This window comes from Devosia sp. FJ2-5-3, assembly GCF_029201545.1.
In the GTDB taxonomy this organism is placed as follows: Bacteria; Pseudomonadota; Alphaproteobacteria; order Rhizobiales; family Devosiaceae; genus Devosia.
This window is the reverse complement of the sequence record NZ_CP104007.1, coordinates 1,970,688-1,985,838: the sequence shown is the minus strand read 5'-3', so window position 1 is coordinate 1,985,838 and position 15,151 is coordinate 1,970,688. Positions and strand designations below refer to the sequence as shown.

Annotated in this window: 10 protein-coding genes; 4 read left to right on the top strand and 6 right to left on the bottom strand. The window is 63.2% G+C overall.

The genetic code is table 11. The features are described 5' to 3' along the window. Window positions 1-39 precede the first annotated feature (39 nt). From N0P34_RS09660 to N0P34_RS09650, 3 genes are all read right to left on the bottom strand, one after another. The gene (locus tag N0P34_RS09660) at window positions 40-2,292 is read right to left on the bottom strand and encodes an SPOR domain-containing protein (RefSeq protein WP_275606809.1); all 2,253 of its coding nucleotides are present in this window, start codon (window positions 2,290-2,292) and stop codon (window positions 40-42) included. 77 nt (window positions 2,293-2,369) lie between these two features. After that, window positions 2,370-4,115 carry an arginine--tRNA ligase gene (gene argS / locus N0P34_RS09655; RefSeq protein WP_275606808.1) on the bottom strand — a complete coding sequence of 582 codons (1,746 nt, stop codon included), beginning with the start codon at window positions 4,113-4,115 and terminating at the stop codon, window positions 2,370-2,372. 30 nt (window positions 4,116-4,145) lie between these two features. Continuing rightward, window positions 4,146-5,339 carry a deoxyguanosinetriphosphate triphosphohydrolase gene (locus tag N0P34_RS09650; RefSeq protein WP_275606807.1) on the bottom strand — a complete coding sequence of 398 codons (1,194 nt, stop codon included), beginning with the start codon at window positions 5,337-5,339 and terminating at the stop codon, window positions 4,146-4,148. A gap of 83 nt (window positions 5,340-5,422) precedes the next feature. Between N0P34_RS09650 and N0P34_RS09645 the strand changes: the two genes are divergently transcribed. Genes N0P34_RS09645 through xth form a run of 3 tightly spaced genes read left to right on the top strand, consistent with a single transcriptional unit; the run spans window position 5,423 to window position 7,728 of the window. After that, entirely contained in the window at window positions 5,423-5,776 is a 354-nt protein-coding gene (locus N0P34_RS09645) for an iron-sulfur cluster assembly accessory protein (RefSeq protein ID WP_275606806.1), read from the top strand. Window positions 5,777-5,823: 47 nt separating this feature from the next. Continuing rightward, window positions 5,824-6,930, top strand: a complete 1,107-nt coding sequence (locus tag N0P34_RS09640; RefSeq protein WP_275606805.1) for a serine hydrolase domain-containing protein — start codon at window positions 5,824-5,826, stop codon at window positions 6,928-6,930. An 18-nt stretch (window positions 6,931-6,948) separates the two neighbouring features. Beyond that, complete coding sequence (xth, locus tag N0P34_RS09635; protein WP_275606951.1) at window positions 6,949-7,728, top strand: exodeoxyribonuclease III; 780 nt, start codon at window positions 6,949-6,951, stop codon at window positions 7,726-7,728. Window positions 7,729-8,030: 302 nt separating this feature from the next. Here the strand turns inward: xth and N0P34_RS09630 are convergent, their stop codons facing one another. Next, window positions 8,031-8,831 (bottom strand): tetratricopeptide repeat protein, encoded by an 801-nt coding sequence (locus tag N0P34_RS09630; protein WP_275606804.1) that lies wholly within the window; start codon window positions 8,829-8,831, stop codon window positions 8,031-8,033. A gap of 781 nt (window positions 8,832-9,612) precedes the next feature. On the opposite strand from N0P34_RS09630, the gene N0P34_RS09625 reads away from it, so the two are divergent. Next, on the top strand, window positions 9,613-11,298 hold the full coding sequence (locus N0P34_RS09625) for an ABC transporter ATP-binding protein (protein ID WP_275606950.1): 1,686 nt from the start codon (window positions 9,613-9,615) through the stop codon (window positions 11,296-11,298). An 84-nt stretch (window positions 11,299-11,382) separates the two neighbouring features. On the opposite strand, the gene N0P34_RS09620 is transcribed toward N0P34_RS09625, so the two are convergent. After that, the gene (locus N0P34_RS09620; RefSeq protein ID WP_275606803.1) at window positions 11,383-14,133 is read right to left on the bottom strand and encodes a valine--tRNA ligase; all 2,751 of its coding nucleotides are present in this window, start codon (window positions 14,131-14,133) and stop codon (window positions 11,383-11,385) included. 136 nt (window positions 14,134-14,269) lie between these two features. Then, the gene (locus N0P34_RS09615; RefSeq protein ID WP_275606802.1) at window positions 14,270-15,046 is read right to left on the bottom strand and encodes a DUF2497 domain-containing protein; all 777 of its coding nucleotides are present in this window, start codon (window positions 15,044-15,046) and stop codon (window positions 14,270-14,272) included. Between the last annotated feature and the right edge of the window lie 105 nt (window positions 15,047-15,151).

Sequence of the window (15,151 nt, the reverse complement as noted above, 5' to 3'; positions counted from 1 at the left end):
GAGCATCGTCAAGCAGGGCCACCAGGGGCCCGGCATTCCTTACATGGTGAAGCAGTCGCCGCCGGCAGCCTTGATATTGTTGCACAGCGAATTGGCGCTCTGCAGCGAATCTGCCGGCACCCGCACGCGATAGAAGATCCCGCGTTCGCCGAGGTCCACGCGCTGCACTTCCAGATTGGCGCCGTTAAAGATCGGCCCGAACCGCGACGCAATCGACTGCGCAGTCTCGCGCGCAGCTTCCTCGGAACGCTGCGAGGCCAATTGCACATAGGCCGGAGCCGATGAGACCGGAGCCGAGACCGCGCTGGGCGCAGGCGTTGGTGTCGCCGCAACCGGTGCGGCCACAGGCGTCGTAGTGGCGGGGGTAGTCGCCGGCGGCGTCACCGCAGCCTGACGGGCAAAATTGGTCGGCCGCACCAGCGGCACCGGTGCCGTCTTGCCGGCGATCGGATTGCCCGCCGCATCCACGGCCGGAACCGTCGTGCCCGGCTGAACGGGAACCACTGGCGGAGCCGCCTGCGCCGCCTCGGCAGCGGCATTTTCAGCCGCCGTCGCCGATGGATCGACACTGCCGATCAGCTCGGGTGTCGAAAAGTCGGCGCCCGGAACATCGGGCACGCTCGGCCGGTCGACGGGCAGCATGGTCGCGCCTGCAACGCTGTCCCCGCCGCTGACGATGGTGCCATCCGGGCGCACGGTCACGGTGCGAACCTTGCGGTTCACGAGGCCCTCTTCGCTCGTGGTCGGCGGCACGAAATTGTTCACGGCGTCCGGGTCGGCCTGGTCGCGCGATACCAATTGCTCATTGGCGCCGCTGTCGACCCCGGCAATTTCGTTGAACACTACCGATTGCGATTGCTCTTCCGCCTCGGGGTCGGGCACCGGCTCTTCCTTGATCGGCGCCGTGTCGGCCACGATGAGCGGCGCCGGTCCGTCGGTCGTGCCGCTCCCCAGCCCGAGCACCGCGTAAAGCCCGATCGCGGCCACACCCAGCAACAGCGTCGCCACCAGCGGGCCGGCCAGGGATCTCGTCATTCCCAGCACGCGGTTCCGGCGCGCTCTCGGGGCCACTTCGCCCTCGCCGTCGACATCGCCGACACGCGCAGGGATTTGCGGCTCCACCCATTCCACGCGCGCGCCCGATGTTGCGGCGGCAGCCAGGATGGCCTCGTCGACCGAGGACACTTTCGGCACGCGCGGCTTTTCAGAAATCGGTTGAGGCGCCGGCTGGGGCGGCAAAGTGGGCGTGGCAAGGCTGCGCAGCGCCGCGCTCGGCGCCTGCTGCCGCGTCTCTGGACGCACGGCCGGCCCGATCAGGCGTTCGATTTCTTCCAGCGGATCGGGCTCGGAGCGCCGCGACACCGGGACCTCCGGCTCCTGCTGGGTCACTGGTGCGGCCACCACCGCCTCCGGCGCTGGCTGCTGCACCGGCTCGGGCTGTGGCTTTTTCTGCTCTACAGGCTGGCCAGAACCCACGCCGAATACGGGGGGGATGGCAAAAACATCACTGCTCTTGTGCGTGAACGCATCGGCCTGCTCGTCGACCGGCCCTGGCGTTTCATTCGGCTCCGCTTCCGGCGCATTGGTCTCGGTGGCAAATTCGGCGGCGATCAGATCTGCCAGGCTGTCCTGGTCAAGATCGGGCAGCGAAGGCTCGGCCACCGAGGGGGCGACGACCGGCGCGACTGGCTCGGCCCTGACTGCAATTGGCTCTTCGCGCAGGGGAGCTGGGCTGGGAGCCACAGGCTCGAAACCGGGTTCCCTGCGGGGCGAGACGCCAGGCTGCGGCGCCTGGCGCGCCTCGGGAGCGGCCTGCACGGATGGAGCGGTCCGCCCATCTGGGGCAGTCCGCGTCTCGGCCTGATGGCGGACTTCCGGAACCGGGCCCGGACGGCTCCGGGGATCGGCTGCATCCGGATGGGCAAGCCGCGGGTCGACGGAGGGTGCTGCGCGCGCGACGTCCACCCGCGGTAGCGGCTGCGCCACGGGCTGTGCCGTTCGCGGCTGGGCGGGTGGCGTAAAGGGCTGCCCGGGGATGCGGATGGGCGCGCCGGGCGTCTCCACCATCACCTTGGGCGCTGGATTTTCTGGACCTGCTGATCCCAGACGCTGGCCAGGCTGCGACAACGGGGCCGGTTGGGCGGCCGGTTCGCCGGGAATCCGAACAGGCTGGCCTTCCGCCTTGGGCTTGTCCGACTGGGCGTCTTCCGCCATCAATCGGGCCAGTTCAGCAATGAGATCGTCCGCAGAGTCGGTTGGTCCGGCCATAGGTTTCGGTTTCGCTGTCGTCATTTGCCAGCGCCCCTGAATTGCTGCAAGCCCCCTTCTTACGGGGGTTTGCCGCGAGTTTTCACACTAATACGCCCGAATTATGAAAGCTCCTCTGGAGCCGCAACACCCAGAATACCCAGGCCATTGCGAATTACTTGGCGTACGGCATCGACGAGCGCGAGTCGAGCCAATGTCAGCTTTGGATCGGTCGGGTTAACAAACCGCAAACCAACATCATCCTTACCCTTCGCCCAGAAGCCGTGGAAGGCCGCTGCAAGGTCGTGGACATAGAAGGCGATCCGGTGCGGTTCATGCGCCACGGCAGCTGCCGCAACCGTGCGCGGCCAGGCCGCAAGCAGGCGGATCAGCTCGAGATCGGCGGCCGAACTCAGGAGCTCCACCTCTGATCCTGCAAGCGCTTCACCGGACACGTCGAGGTCGGCCATGTCGCGTGCCGCCGTCCGGAAAATCGAGCAGGCGCGGGCATGGGCGTATTGCACATAGAACACCGGATTGTCGCGGGTCTGCTCCTTGACGACCGCGAAGTCGAAATCCATCGAAGCGTCATTGCGGCGGAACAGCAGCATGAAGCGCGTCGCGTCAGAGCCCACTTCTTCCACCACGTCCGCCAGCGTCACGAGATCGCCGGAGCGCTTGCTCATCTTGAACGGCTCGCCGTTCTTCAAGAGCCGCACCAGCTGGCAGATCCGCACGTCCATGTCGGCTTCGCCATGCGACACGGCTTTCACCGCCGCCTGCAGGCGCTTCACATAGCCCGAGTGGTCCGCGCCCAGCACATTGATCATGTGCTTGAATCCGCGGAGATATTTGTTGCGGTGATAGGCGATGTCAGCCGCGAAATAGGTGTAGGACCCATCGGACTTGATCAGCGCCCGGTCGGTGTCGTCGCCATAATCCTTGGCCCGGAACAGGGTCTGCTCGCGATCTTCCCAATCTTCGGGCGTCTTGCCCTTGGGCGCTTCGAGCCGGCCTTCATAGACCATGCCCTGCTCGCGCAGCCAGTCGAGGGTCGTCTGGATATCCCCGCCCTGCCCGTGCAGCGTGCGCTCGGAAAAGAAAACGTCGTGATGGATATTGAGCTGGGCGAGGTCGGCCTTGATCAGCTCGAGCATGGCGGCCAACACCCGGTCCTTGATCAGCGCCAGCGCCTCGGTCTCGGGCATGGAGAGCAGGCTGTCGCCGAACTCGGCCTTCAGCGCTTCCCCGACCGGCACCAGATAGTCGCCGGGATAAAGCCCGGGCGGAATTTCAATGCTCTCGCCCAGCGCCTCGCGATAGCGCAGCATCGTCGATTGGGCGAGAATGGTGATCTGCCCGCCGGCATCGTTGATGTAATATTCGCGCGTCACGTCATAACCCGAATAGATCATGAGCGACGCCAGCGCGTCCCCGAACACCGCGCCGCGCGTGTGGCCCACATGCATCGGGCCCGTCGGATTGGCGGAGACGAACTCGACATTCACCCGCTCGCCCTTGCCCATATCGGACTTGCCGTAGGCTTCCTTCTCGGCCCCAATGGTGCGCAGTACCTGGTGCAGGATCGAATTGCCCAGCCGGAAATTGATGAAGCCCGGGCCGGCAATATCCACCGACACCACGTCCGGATCGCCCTTGAGACGCTCCACCAGCGCAGCCGCGACGTCGCGCGGATTCTTGCCCAAAGGCTTGGCCACCACCATGGCGGCATTGGTCGAGAGATCGCCATGGGCCGCATCTCGCGGGGGCTCCACCACGACGCGCGCCAGCAGATCGGCATTCAGATCCGGGTAGTCGGCAAGAAGCGCCTCGGTGACCCGAGCGGTGAAGTGGGCGAAAATATCCATGACAAACTCGTGGGAAAACTTGAATGCCGGTTAACGGAAATCCGGTCGAGCGTCAAACAAACGCTGATATTCGTCGAGCGCATAGGGGTCGGTCATCCCCGCCACGAAGTCCGCCACGACCCGCGCCCTGGCTGCCGCGTCAGGGGCTTCCACCATGGCTTCACCCCAGCGCCCGGGCATCTCCGCATCGCCCATATAGGCGGCAAAAAGCGCCTCCACCACGGTCTCGCTCTCCCGCACCGGCACCATCACCGTCTCGTGCCGATAGACCCGTTCAAAGAGGAAAGTCTTGAGCCCCTTTTCCGCCGCCGCGACATCAGGGGAAAAGCTCACCAGCGTTTTGCCGGCCAGCCGCACTTCCTCGGCGCTCGTCACGCCAGCCGCGGCAATCGCCGCCGCACTGGTCTTGATAACGTCCTCGACCGCCCGGGTGATCATCCGCCGCTGCACTTCATGCGTCTGCCGGTTCGCGGCAATGCCGGGATAAAGCCCCAGCACCTCTTCCACGATCGGCCCCGCCATCGGCACGCCGACAAAATCGTCGAGCACCACCAGCCCCGCCCGCAAGGCGTCGTCGATATCGTGGGAATTATAGGCGATATCGTCGGCAATCGCCGCCGCCTGCGCCTCAAGGCTCGCATGGGTATCAAGCCGAAGGTCCGCGACCGCGGCAATATCATCCAGCCCCACCGGCAGGCCTTCCTCCACATAGCGTCCCACCGGCGCCCCATCGGCCGAAATCAACGGCCCATTATGCTTGAGAATGCCCTCCAGCGTTTCCCAGGTCAGGTTCAGCCCGTCATGTTCGGCATAGCGATTCTCGAGCCGCGTCACCACACGCAGCGCCTGCACATTGTGGTCGAACCCGCCATACGGCGCCATCGCGCGGTGCAGCGCCCGCTCCCCGGCATGCCCGAATGGCGTGTGCCCAAGGTCATGGCTCAGGGCCAGCGCCTCTGCCAAATCCTCATTGAGGCCCAGCGCCCGCGCGATCGAGCGCGCGATCTGGCTCACCTCCAGCGTATGGGTCAGCCGATTGCGAAAATGCCGCCCCTCGTGATGCAGAAAAACCTGCGTCTTGTGCTGCAGCCGGCGAAACGCCGTCGAATGGATGATCCGGTCGCGATCCCTTTGGAATTCCGAGCGCGTCGGGCTCGGCCCGGTGCCATAAAGCCGGCCCAGCGACGCTTCGGGTTTGCTGGCATAGGGTGCAGTATCAGTCATGTGTTGTCGCAGGCCTTTGCAACGGCGCTCCAAGCGCCTATCTTAGCAGCAGTGTTATGACATAACGACCGTCCGGACCTTCCATGACAGACGCAGCACTTGCCACATCTCCCGCCGTAACCCTTTCGGATCGCGCCGCCAAGCGGGTTGCGCGCATCATCGCAAAGGAGGCGCCCGGCACCGTGCTGCGCATTTCCGTCGCCGGCGGCGGCTGCTCCGGTTTCCAGTACGAATACAATCTCGTCCAGGAAACCGCGACCAAGGATGATCTCGTCCTCCAAAAGGGCGACGCCGTGGTGCTGATCGATTCTCTCAGCCTCGAATTCATGGGCGGTGCTGAAATCGACTTCGTCGACGATCTCATCGGCCAGGCTTTCCAGATCAAAAATCCGAACGCGGTTGCCTCCTGCGGCTGCGGCACCAGTTTCGCGGTCTGACGCGACGCTTTCTAAAAAAATCACATAAATCTCTGAGGGGGGATGAGATGGGCGCCCATGTCGACGCCGTGATGGACACTGCCATCGCCAACGAAAAGATCGTCGGAGCCGAACTCGTGGTATTCCGCGACGGCACCGAGATCATCCGCCGCACAGCCGGCTGGTTTGACCGCGAAGCCGGCACCCCGATGCAGGCGAACGCCATCTACCGCCTCGCCTCCGTGACAAAACCCATCGTCGCCGCCACCGCCCTCGCCATGATCGACAAGGGCCTGCTCTCCCTCGACGACGAAGTCTCCATCCACCTGCCCTATTTCACGCCGACCGCGCCCGATGGCACGCCGGCGCGGATCACCATCCACCACCTTCTCACCCACACATCGGGCCTTGCCTACGCCTATCCCGACGACCCCTCCATTTCCGGCGGCCTCGGGCCCACCGACAATGATTTCGAGACCAATTTCAGCCGCGTCGCGCGCCAGCCGCTTCTGTTCGCCCCCGGCACTGGCTGGACCTATTCGATGGCTATCGACGTGCTCGGCGCCGCCCTTGCGGCCATCTCCGGCGGCACGCTTGAAGATGCGGTGCGCACCCACGTCACTGGCCCGCTCGGCATGAGCGAAACCGGCTTCTTCGTCGCCGACCGCGCGCGCCTCGCCAAACCTTATGCCGACGGCACGCCGCCTCTCCCGATGGGCGAACCACACCTGGTCTACAACGAGGCCGGCGCGGCCACCCACTTCTCGCCCGCGCGGATTTTCAGCGACAAGGCTTTCCAGTCTGGCGGCGCCGGCATGGCGGGCACGCCCGGTGACATCGCGCGCTTCCTCGAAACCCTGCGCATCGGTGGCGGCACGATCATCAAGCCCGAAACCATCGCCCTCGCCTTCTCCAACCGCATCGGCACCATCGCGCGCGCCGATGCACCCGGCCAGCGCTTCGGCTATTTCGGCGCCGTCGTCGACGATCCGGCTGCGGCCAATTCGCCCTCTGCCCCTGGCACGGTCAATTGGGGTGGGGTCTACGGCCATTCCTGGCTTGTCGATCCGGCGAACAGGCTTACCATAGTGTCGATGAGCAATACGGCGCTCGAGGGCTGCACCGGGCAATACCCCAAGGACCTCATCCGCGCCGTCTATGCCGATCTAAACTAAGGATTTTTCCCCATGGCCCTGCGCATCGCCACCTGGAACATCAACGGCATCAAGGCCCGGATCGAGCTTCTGCTGCGCTGGCTGGAAGAGGAAAAGCCCGACATTGTCGGCCTGCAGGAAATCAAGACCGTCGATGAGGGCTTTCCCCGCGCCGAGATCGAGGCTCTGGGCTACAATATCGAAACCCACGGCCAGAAGAGCTGGAACGGGGTCGCCCTGCTCTCAAAACTTCCCTTCGACGAGGTCCATCGCGGCCTGCCCGGCGACGACAGCGACGAGCAGTCCCGCCTGATCGAAGGCGTGTTCTCGGTCGACGCCGGCATTGTCCGCGTCTGCAATATCTATTTGCCGAACGGTAACCCGGTCGATACCGAAAAATTCCCCTACAAACTCCGCTGGATGGACCGCCTCCACACCTTCGTGGAAGAGCGCCTCACCTGGGAGGAGCCCTTCATTCTCATGGGCGATTTCAACCTCATCCCGGCGCCCATCGACGCCCACGATCCCGCCGTCTGGTGGGGCGATGCGCTTTACCGCCCCGAAAGCCTCGAACGTTTTCGCGCCCTGAAGAATATCGGCATGACCGATGCCCTGCGCGCGGTCAACGGCGAACAGGCCTTCACCTTCTGGGATTTCCAGGCCGGTGCCTGGCGCCGCAACGCCGGCATCCGCATCGACCACCTGCTTCTCTCCCCCCAGGCCGCCGACCGCCTCGACGACGTCAGCGTCCACAAGGACGTCCGCGGCTGGGACAAGCCCAGCGACCACGTCCCCGTCGAAGGCGCTTTTAGTCTCTAGGCACTCGCGGCCCCATCCCCTCCTTCCCCTACCCTGGGGACATGCCGACCGATATTTGTAATCGCCCTCGTGGCCTCCTCGCCCACCGGCAGATACCCTCCCCCTGGAGGGGAGGGTTAGGGAGGGGGGATCCTTCCGTCCCAAATCCCTCCGCCCCATCGCCTCCTCCCCCTGACAAGGGGGAGGATAGCAAAGCCGGGCCGCACGACCCTGGCGACGCTGAGGTGGGGGTCACCCCCCCACAAACAAAAACCCCCGCTCACGCGGGGGTCTCATTCTCGCCTCTAACGACCGGAAAAGACTCAGAAATCTGCAAACTGCGGTGCAATGCTCTCGGCCATGGCCGCAGCGCTTACCCGGTCCTCTGGACGCGCCACTGAAGATGCGCGATTGAGCAATTCGTCCACCTGCGCCTGGTCCGCCGTGCCGGCGCAGCGCACATGCGACAGGTTGAGCCACATCAGCCCTTCCACGGGCTGTGCCTCGATCCCTTCCACGCCGTTGAACAGCATGTCGCCGAGCCGGGCCTGGGCCGCACAATGACCCTTGCGGGCTGCGAGGGAAAACCAGCGCGCGCTCTGCAGCGGGCTCACGCCAAGCCCGTCTTCCTGCGAATAGAGCAGCCCCACCCGGTATTGCGCATCCGCGTCGCCGAAATAGGTCGCGGCATGCAGCAGCAGCGCATGCGAGCGCTCGATATCGGCCGGAATGCCCGCATCGGGCACACCCTGGCGGTAATAGTCGCCGACCTTGACGAAGGATTGCGCCACGATGTCGGACTCGACGCCACGCGGCGCCGCATCGGCATGCTGGTTGGCGATCTGCGCGAAATATCCGAAGGCCCGTGCAGGGTCCTTGGCCACGCCTTCGCCGTTTTCATACATCGTGCCCAATTGCCACATGGCCATGGGCTGGCCGGCCGCCGCCGCATTTTCGAGCGCCGACAGATAGGCATCGCCGGACACGCCGCCGCCTGCCCCATCGAGCATATTGGCAAGTTCCAGCGCAGCGTCAGCTGCCGTTTGCGCCTGTGCGGGAAGCACCAATGCCATTGCGGCGAACGCAAAACCGGCCACTGCGGAAGCCAGGCTATTAACCGGCAAGGTCCGCATATTACTCCTTTTGCCCATCCTCGAATGGGCTGATGTCAAAGTCGGCATTCGCGAAAATGCCGTTCGGGCTGCCCACAGGGGAGTGAGGCCCTCATGTCTCATTGATGAGCTTGCCCTCAACAGCGTGCTGAGCCAAGCAAAGTATGAAGAAGAGGTAAACGCGCATTGCGGCAGGATTTGAGCCGACCCGATCACAGAGATGCGCGCTGTATTCTGCAGATGAGGCCGTCGGCCGTCGCCCGAAATTGATGCCTTGATATGCACGCGCTCACCACGATCTGGCGGAATCCGCCGGCTTTGACATATTTTGGGCGAGTTCAAGCGCGGCGACACCCAAAGGTGGCCCATTTGCTGCCGGCACTCGCCCCCGAATGCCTGGTCTTGTTTAGGAGCAGATTGTGGCGGGAAACATCGCCAAAACATTGACAGCTCTCAGGCTCGACGTGAATCGCTGCGCCTGTTGCTGAATCGTCACATTGCCTGATCCAGTGCGCGCTCACCTTGCCAGCGCCGATATCCCCTCCCATACTCGGCCCATTCACTCTCCCAGGGGAACCCGAGATGAAAACGATCCTGTCCCAAGCCGCAGCCCAGATCCGCCATCAGGACATGATCGTACATGCATCCGAAATCCTTCTCCGGGGAGCGCCGCGAACGCACTAGCGCCCTCGCCCGGCTTTTCCGCCCCCGCACCGCCCAGCCGGCCAAGCGGGTCGTTGCCCGGCTTCGCGCCAAACGCTTCCTTTCCTATTATCGGCCCCATCTACCCTTGATGGCGCCTGTCATTGCCTGCGCCATTTTCGTGGCCGGCACGGCCGTGGCCATGCCGCTCCTGGCCAATTATCTGGTGTCCCATCTGCCGGTGCTCGCCGCAGCGCCCGATGCAGGCTCGCGTCTGCTTACCCTGGGGGCGGTCATGCTGGCCGTCGTGCTGTGTCAGGCCCTTGCCACCTATTTCGTCGACTACCAGGGCCATGTCATGGGCGCCAGGATCGAGGCGCAGGTCCGTCACGAGCTGTTCGAGCATACCCAGAAACTGTCGTTCTCATTTTACGATCGGCAGCGCACTGGCCAGCTGATGAGCCGCATCAGCAACGACTCGCTGTGGCTGGGCGAACTTTTCCATCACGGACCCGAGGACATGGCCATCGGTCTCCTCAAGTTCGTCGGGGCCATGGCCGTCGTCTTCTGGATCGACCCGGTCATCGCCGCCTGCGTCGCGCTTTTGATTCCCTTCGCAATCGCTTATGCCATGCACTTCAACCGCCACATGAACACGGCGCTGCGCACCGGCAAGGAACGCATGGCGGCCATCAATGAGCGGGTCGAAGATTCCCTCGGCGGGATCCGGGTCGTCCAGTCCTTCGCCAATGAGGCCGTCGAACTCGAGCGCTTCGATGCTGAAAATCGCAATTTCCTGCAAAGCCGAAAGGACAGCTATCGCAGCGAAGCCATGCTCTGGAGCGGCATGGATAGTTTCGGCCAATTGGTCACCGGGGCGATCCTCATCCTTGGCGCGTTCCGCATCGTCTCGGCCGAACTGACGGCCCCCGACCTTCTCACCCTGCTGCTCTGTGTCGGCGTCCTGCTCGATCCCATCAAGCGCTTCGATAATTTCATCCGCCTCTGGCAGGAGGGCTACACCGGCTTCGTGCGGGCCATGGAACTGCTTGAGGTCGAGCCCGACATCGTCGACCGCCCCGGCGCGAGCGCACCAGCTAAGGTCTGCGGCGCCATCGCCTTCCACGATGTCGATTTCAGCTATGATGGCGAAAACAGCCGCGTCCTGCGCAAAATCTCGCTCGATATCAGACCTGGCGAGTTCATAGCCCTGGTCGGTCCCTCTGGCGTCGGCAAGTCTACCCTCTGCGCCCTCATCCCGCGCTTTTACGAAATCGACGCGGGCGCCATCACCATAGATGGTCGCGATATCCGGGATATCCCCCTCGCCGCGCTCCGCCATATGGTGGGCGTAGTCCAGCAGGACGTTTATCTCTTCAGCGGCACGGTCAGGGAAAATCTACGCTATGGTCGGGCCAATGCGACCGACGCCGACATCGTCGCCGCTTCCCGCGCCGCCAATGCGCATGAGTTCATCATGACCCTGCCCCAGGGCTATGACACCGATATCGGCCAGCGCGGGGTCAAACTCTCGGGCGGGCAAAAGCAGCGGCTGACCATTGCGCGGGCCTTCCTCAAGAACCCGCCGATTCTGATTTTCGATGAAGCCACCAGCGCCCTCGACAATGACAGCGAGCGCGCCGTTCAACAGGCCCTGCTGGGCCTCGCCAAGGGGCGAACGACCATCGTCATCGCCCACCGGCTATCCACCGTCCGCCATGCGGATCGGATCCTGGTTCTTACTGGGGATGGGATTTCAGAAGAAGGCAACCACGAGGCACTCATGGCCGCCAATGGCGTCTATGCGCGGCTGCACGACACGCAGGCGCGAATTTAGCATCGGACGGTCGTAAACGCTAACAGTCTGCTAACCAATTCCCCTCTCGCGCTAACGCGAGAGGGGCTGTTTGACCCGAAGCCTTTAGAGCAGCGCAAGAGCCGCCTTGATGCGATCGCGACGGTCGGTCGCGGCCTCGCGGCGCGCCTTTTGCTCCTCGATCACCTCTTCAGGTGCCTTGGCCACGAACTGCTCATTGCCCAGCTTCTTGTCGATCTGGGCGATCTCGGCGTCGAGCTTGCCGACATCCTTTTCGAGCCGCGCCTTCTCGACCGCAAGGTCGATAACGCCGGCCAAAGGCAGCGCGAAGTTCGCGTCACCGACGACGAATTGTGCTGATTCACCAGGCACTTCGTTCTGTGGCGTGATTTCTTCCAGACGCGCCAGGCGGGTAATCAGCGAAGTGCCACCGACGAGGCGACGCAGCGTTTCATCCCCTGCCCCGGTCACAACCAGCTGCAGCTTGGCGCTGGCCGGCACGTTCATTTCCGCCCGCACAGAACGCACATTGGAGATCACATCGATCAGCCAGGCCAGCTCAGCATCCGCCGCTTCATCCTCAAGTCCTTGATATTCCGGCCATTCCGTCAGGATCAGCAGGTTCTCACGCGCCGAACCAAACTTGCCGGTCTCGGCCCAGAGCTCTTCGGTCACGAAGGGCATCATCGGGTGCAGCATGATCAGAATCTGGTCGAGCGCCCAGGCCGCGGTCGCCCGCGTCTCGGCCTTCGCAGCCTCGTCCTCACCGTTGAAAACCGGCTTGGCGAACTCGACGAACCAGTCGCAGAACGTGCCCCAGACGAAGTCGTAAGCAGCGTTGGCCGCCTCATTAAACTTATAATCTTCAATGCCTTGGCGGACATTGCGCAGGGCGCGGACTGTCGAGCCGACGATCCAACGATTGAGCGGCAGGCTGTTGGCCTTGGGGTCATAACCCTCTACCCGACGGGCTTCGTTCATCTCGAGGAAGCGCGCGGCGTTCCAGATCTTGGTCACGAAATTCCGGTAGCCCTCGACCCGGTTGATCGAAAGCTTGAGGTCGCGGCCCTGCGCGGCCATGGCCGCCAGGGTGAAGCGTGTGGCGTCGGCCCCGTACTCGTCGACGAGCTTGAGGGGATCGATCACGTTCCCCTTGGTTTTGCTCATCTTTTGGCCCTTCTCGTCTCGGACGAGAGCGTGCATGTAGACGGTGTGGAACGGCTCTTCCTCGAGGAATTCCAGCCCCATCATCATCATGCGGGCAACCCAGAAGAAGATGATGTCGAACCCGGTGACCAGCACGCTGGTCGGATAGTAGCGCGCCAATTCCGGCGTCTCATCCGGCCAGCCCAGGGTCGAGAACGGCCACAGTGCCGAGGAGAACCAGGTGTCGAGCACGTCGGGGTCGCGGGTCAGCTCGACCGGCTTGCCATAATGCTTCTCGGCCAGCGCCTTGGCCTCGGATTCGTCATAGGCAACAAAGGCTTCGCCATCCGGCCCATACCACGCCGGGATCTGGTGACCCCACCACAGCTGGCGCGAAATGCACCACGGCTTGATGTTCTCGAGCCAGGCGAAATAGGTGTTTTCGTACTGCTGGGGCACGAATTTAGTGCGGCCTTCCCGCATCGAGGCGAGTGCCGGTTGGGCCATCACATCGGCCTTCACCCACCACTGGTCGGTCAGGAAAGGCTCGATGACGACGAGCTTGGACTTCTCGTCATGCGGTACCATGATCTTCTTGTCCTCGATGTGATCGAGGCCGCGGATCGGATTTTCTTCAGCAATAGCAGTCAGATCGGCGACAATCGCCTTGCGCGCATCGAACCGGTCGAGGCCGCGATACTTGGCAGGAATGAACGCGTCTTCGACAATCGCGCCGCGCGTCGTGAAGACATTGATCGGCTCGATCTCCGCGCGGGCACCAACCTCGAAGTCGTTGAAATCATGGGCAGGCGTGATCTTGACCGCGCCCGTACCGAGCGTGGGGTCGGCATAATCATCGGCGATCACCGGGATACGGCGCCCCACCAGCGGCAGCTCGACAAACTTGCCGATAAGGCCTTGATAACGCTCGTCTTCCGGATGGACAGCAACGGCCACGTCGCCCAGCATCGTCTCCGGACGCGTCGTGGCGACAATGATGTAGTCGCGGGTCTCGTTCCCCGTGACATTACCCTCCTCGTCCTTGACCGGGAATTCATAGGTCACGCCGTCCGCGAGCGGATAGCGCAAATGCCACATATGGCCCTTGACCTCGATGTTCTCGACTTCAAGGTCGGAGATCGCGGTCTCGAGGCCCGGATGCCAGTTCACTAGGCGCTTGGCGCGATAGATCAGGCCGCGCTTGTGCAGCTCGACAAACACCTTCGTCACTGCACGGACCATCTGGTCGTCCGGCGCGCCGTTGGCACCCATTGTAAAGCGCTCACGCGAAAAATCAGCCGAAGCACCCAAGCGCTTCAATTGATTCATGATTGTGCCGCCGCTCTCGGCCTTCCATTCCCACACGCGCTCGATGAATTTGTCGCGGCCCATGCTGCGGCGGTCGAGCTGCTTTTCGGCAAGCTGGCGCTCGACGATCATCTGCGTGGCGATGCCGGCATGGTCGGTGCCCGGCTGCCATAGCACATCCTTCTTCAACATGCGGTTGAAGCGAACGAGGATATCCTGGACCGTGTTGTTGAGCGCGTGGCCGATATGCAGCGAACCCGTCACATTGGGTGGCGGGATCACGATGGTGAAGGTCTCGGCACCCGGCTTTGCCCCGGCGCCCGCTGCGAAAGCTTTGGCCTCAAGCCAGGCCTCGTAGATGCGGTTTTCAACCGCTGCGGGCTCGTACGTCTTTTCAAGCATCGGATCACTCACAACAGCATTGACCCGCCAGGCGGAACATGGCGGGCCGAAAATAGGTCTCAGACTTCAATCAAAAGCGGAGCGCAGGGTCAACTGCGCCGGAGGAAGGAAATGCCCATTCCTGCCGGCACCTCGACTATTCGCCGCGAGAAACGCGGGAAATTTCCTTCTCGACCATGCGCTCGACAACGGAAGGCAGATTTTCATCCAGCCATTCCTTGAGCATAGGGCGGAGCATGTCGCGGATCATCGACTCGATGGTCGCGCTGCCATTGCCCAACGCGGGCGACGGCACGACGCCAATGCCAGCCGCATTCAACTTGCCGATCGAACTGCGGACTGCGGCCTTGGTCGCGGGCTCGAGCAAGCCTTCTGCGATTTCGGCACTCAGCGTGGCGTCAGGCATGGGCGCTGCTTCGGCAATCGAGGGGCGATCCGTGTCGAGGTTTTCCGGCGCGAACGCATTTTCAAGATCGGCGTCGGACTTGACGGCATGCAACATAGTAAAAACAGGCTCCTCGTCAGCCGCAACTTCAGGCTCGACAATGGTTTCAGGCGCGGGATTGAACGTTGGCAGATCGGCCTCGACGACCTCCGCACTGTCCACCGCAAAGCTGACGTCGTCGGGGACGACCAGTTCGGGCGCCGGCTCTTCCGCTTCCCGCTCCGCATCGGCAAGCAGGGCCTCGAACCCGAAACTAGAAACCGGATCGGCTTCGGAAACGATCTGCTCGGTCGAAAGGGTCAGCGGCTCGTCGGCAGAAAGCGGCACCGGAGTGGCTTCCATTGGATCGGGAGCGGCATGCAGCGACGGTCGACGGGGCGTTGGCGCATCATCGTCATCAGCAATAATCTGCCGGATAGACGACAGGATTTCGTCCATTGACGGTTCTTTGGGGGCCGGCTTGTTCATAAGTGCCTCTTACGTATCCGCACAGGGAAGGCCAGGACCCGCATCCAGGTCGACCGATTCGTTACGAACAGCTTAACCCGTTAACGCAGCATTAGGAATCGATCA

Bases quoted from the DNA above. Each gene is read 5' to 3' on its own strand.
- argS (WP_275606808.1), bottom strand. From the start codon at position 4,115: ATGGATATTTTCGCCCACTTCACCGCTCGGGTCACCGAGGCGCTTCTT.
- N0P34_RS09640 (WP_275606805.1), top strand. From the start codon at position 5,824: ATGGGCGCCCATGTCGACGCCGTGATGGACACTGCCATCGCCAACGAA.
- N0P34_RS09650 (WP_275606807.1), bottom strand. From the start codon at position 5,339: ATGACTGATACTGCACCCTATGCCAGCAAACCCGAAGCGTCGCTGGGC.
- N0P34_RS09620 (WP_275606803.1), bottom strand. From the start codon at position 14,133: ATGCTTGAAAAGACGTACGAGCCCGCAGCGGTTGAAAACCGCATCTAC.
- N0P34_RS09660 (WP_275606809.1), bottom strand. From the start codon at position 2,292: ATGACGACAGCGAAACCGAAACCTATGGCCGGACCAACCGACTCTGCG.
- N0P34_RS09625 (WP_275606950.1), top strand. From the start codon at position 9,613: ATGGCGCCTGTCATTGCCTGCGCCATTTTCGTGGCCGGCACGGCCGTG.
- N0P34_RS09615 (WP_275606802.1), bottom strand. From the start codon at position 15,046: ATGAACAAGCCGGCCCCCAAAGAACCGTCAATGGACGAAATCCTGTCG.
- N0P34_RS09645 (WP_275606806.1), top strand. From the start codon at position 5,423: ATGACAGACGCAGCACTTGCCACATCTCCCGCCGTAACCCTTTCGGAT.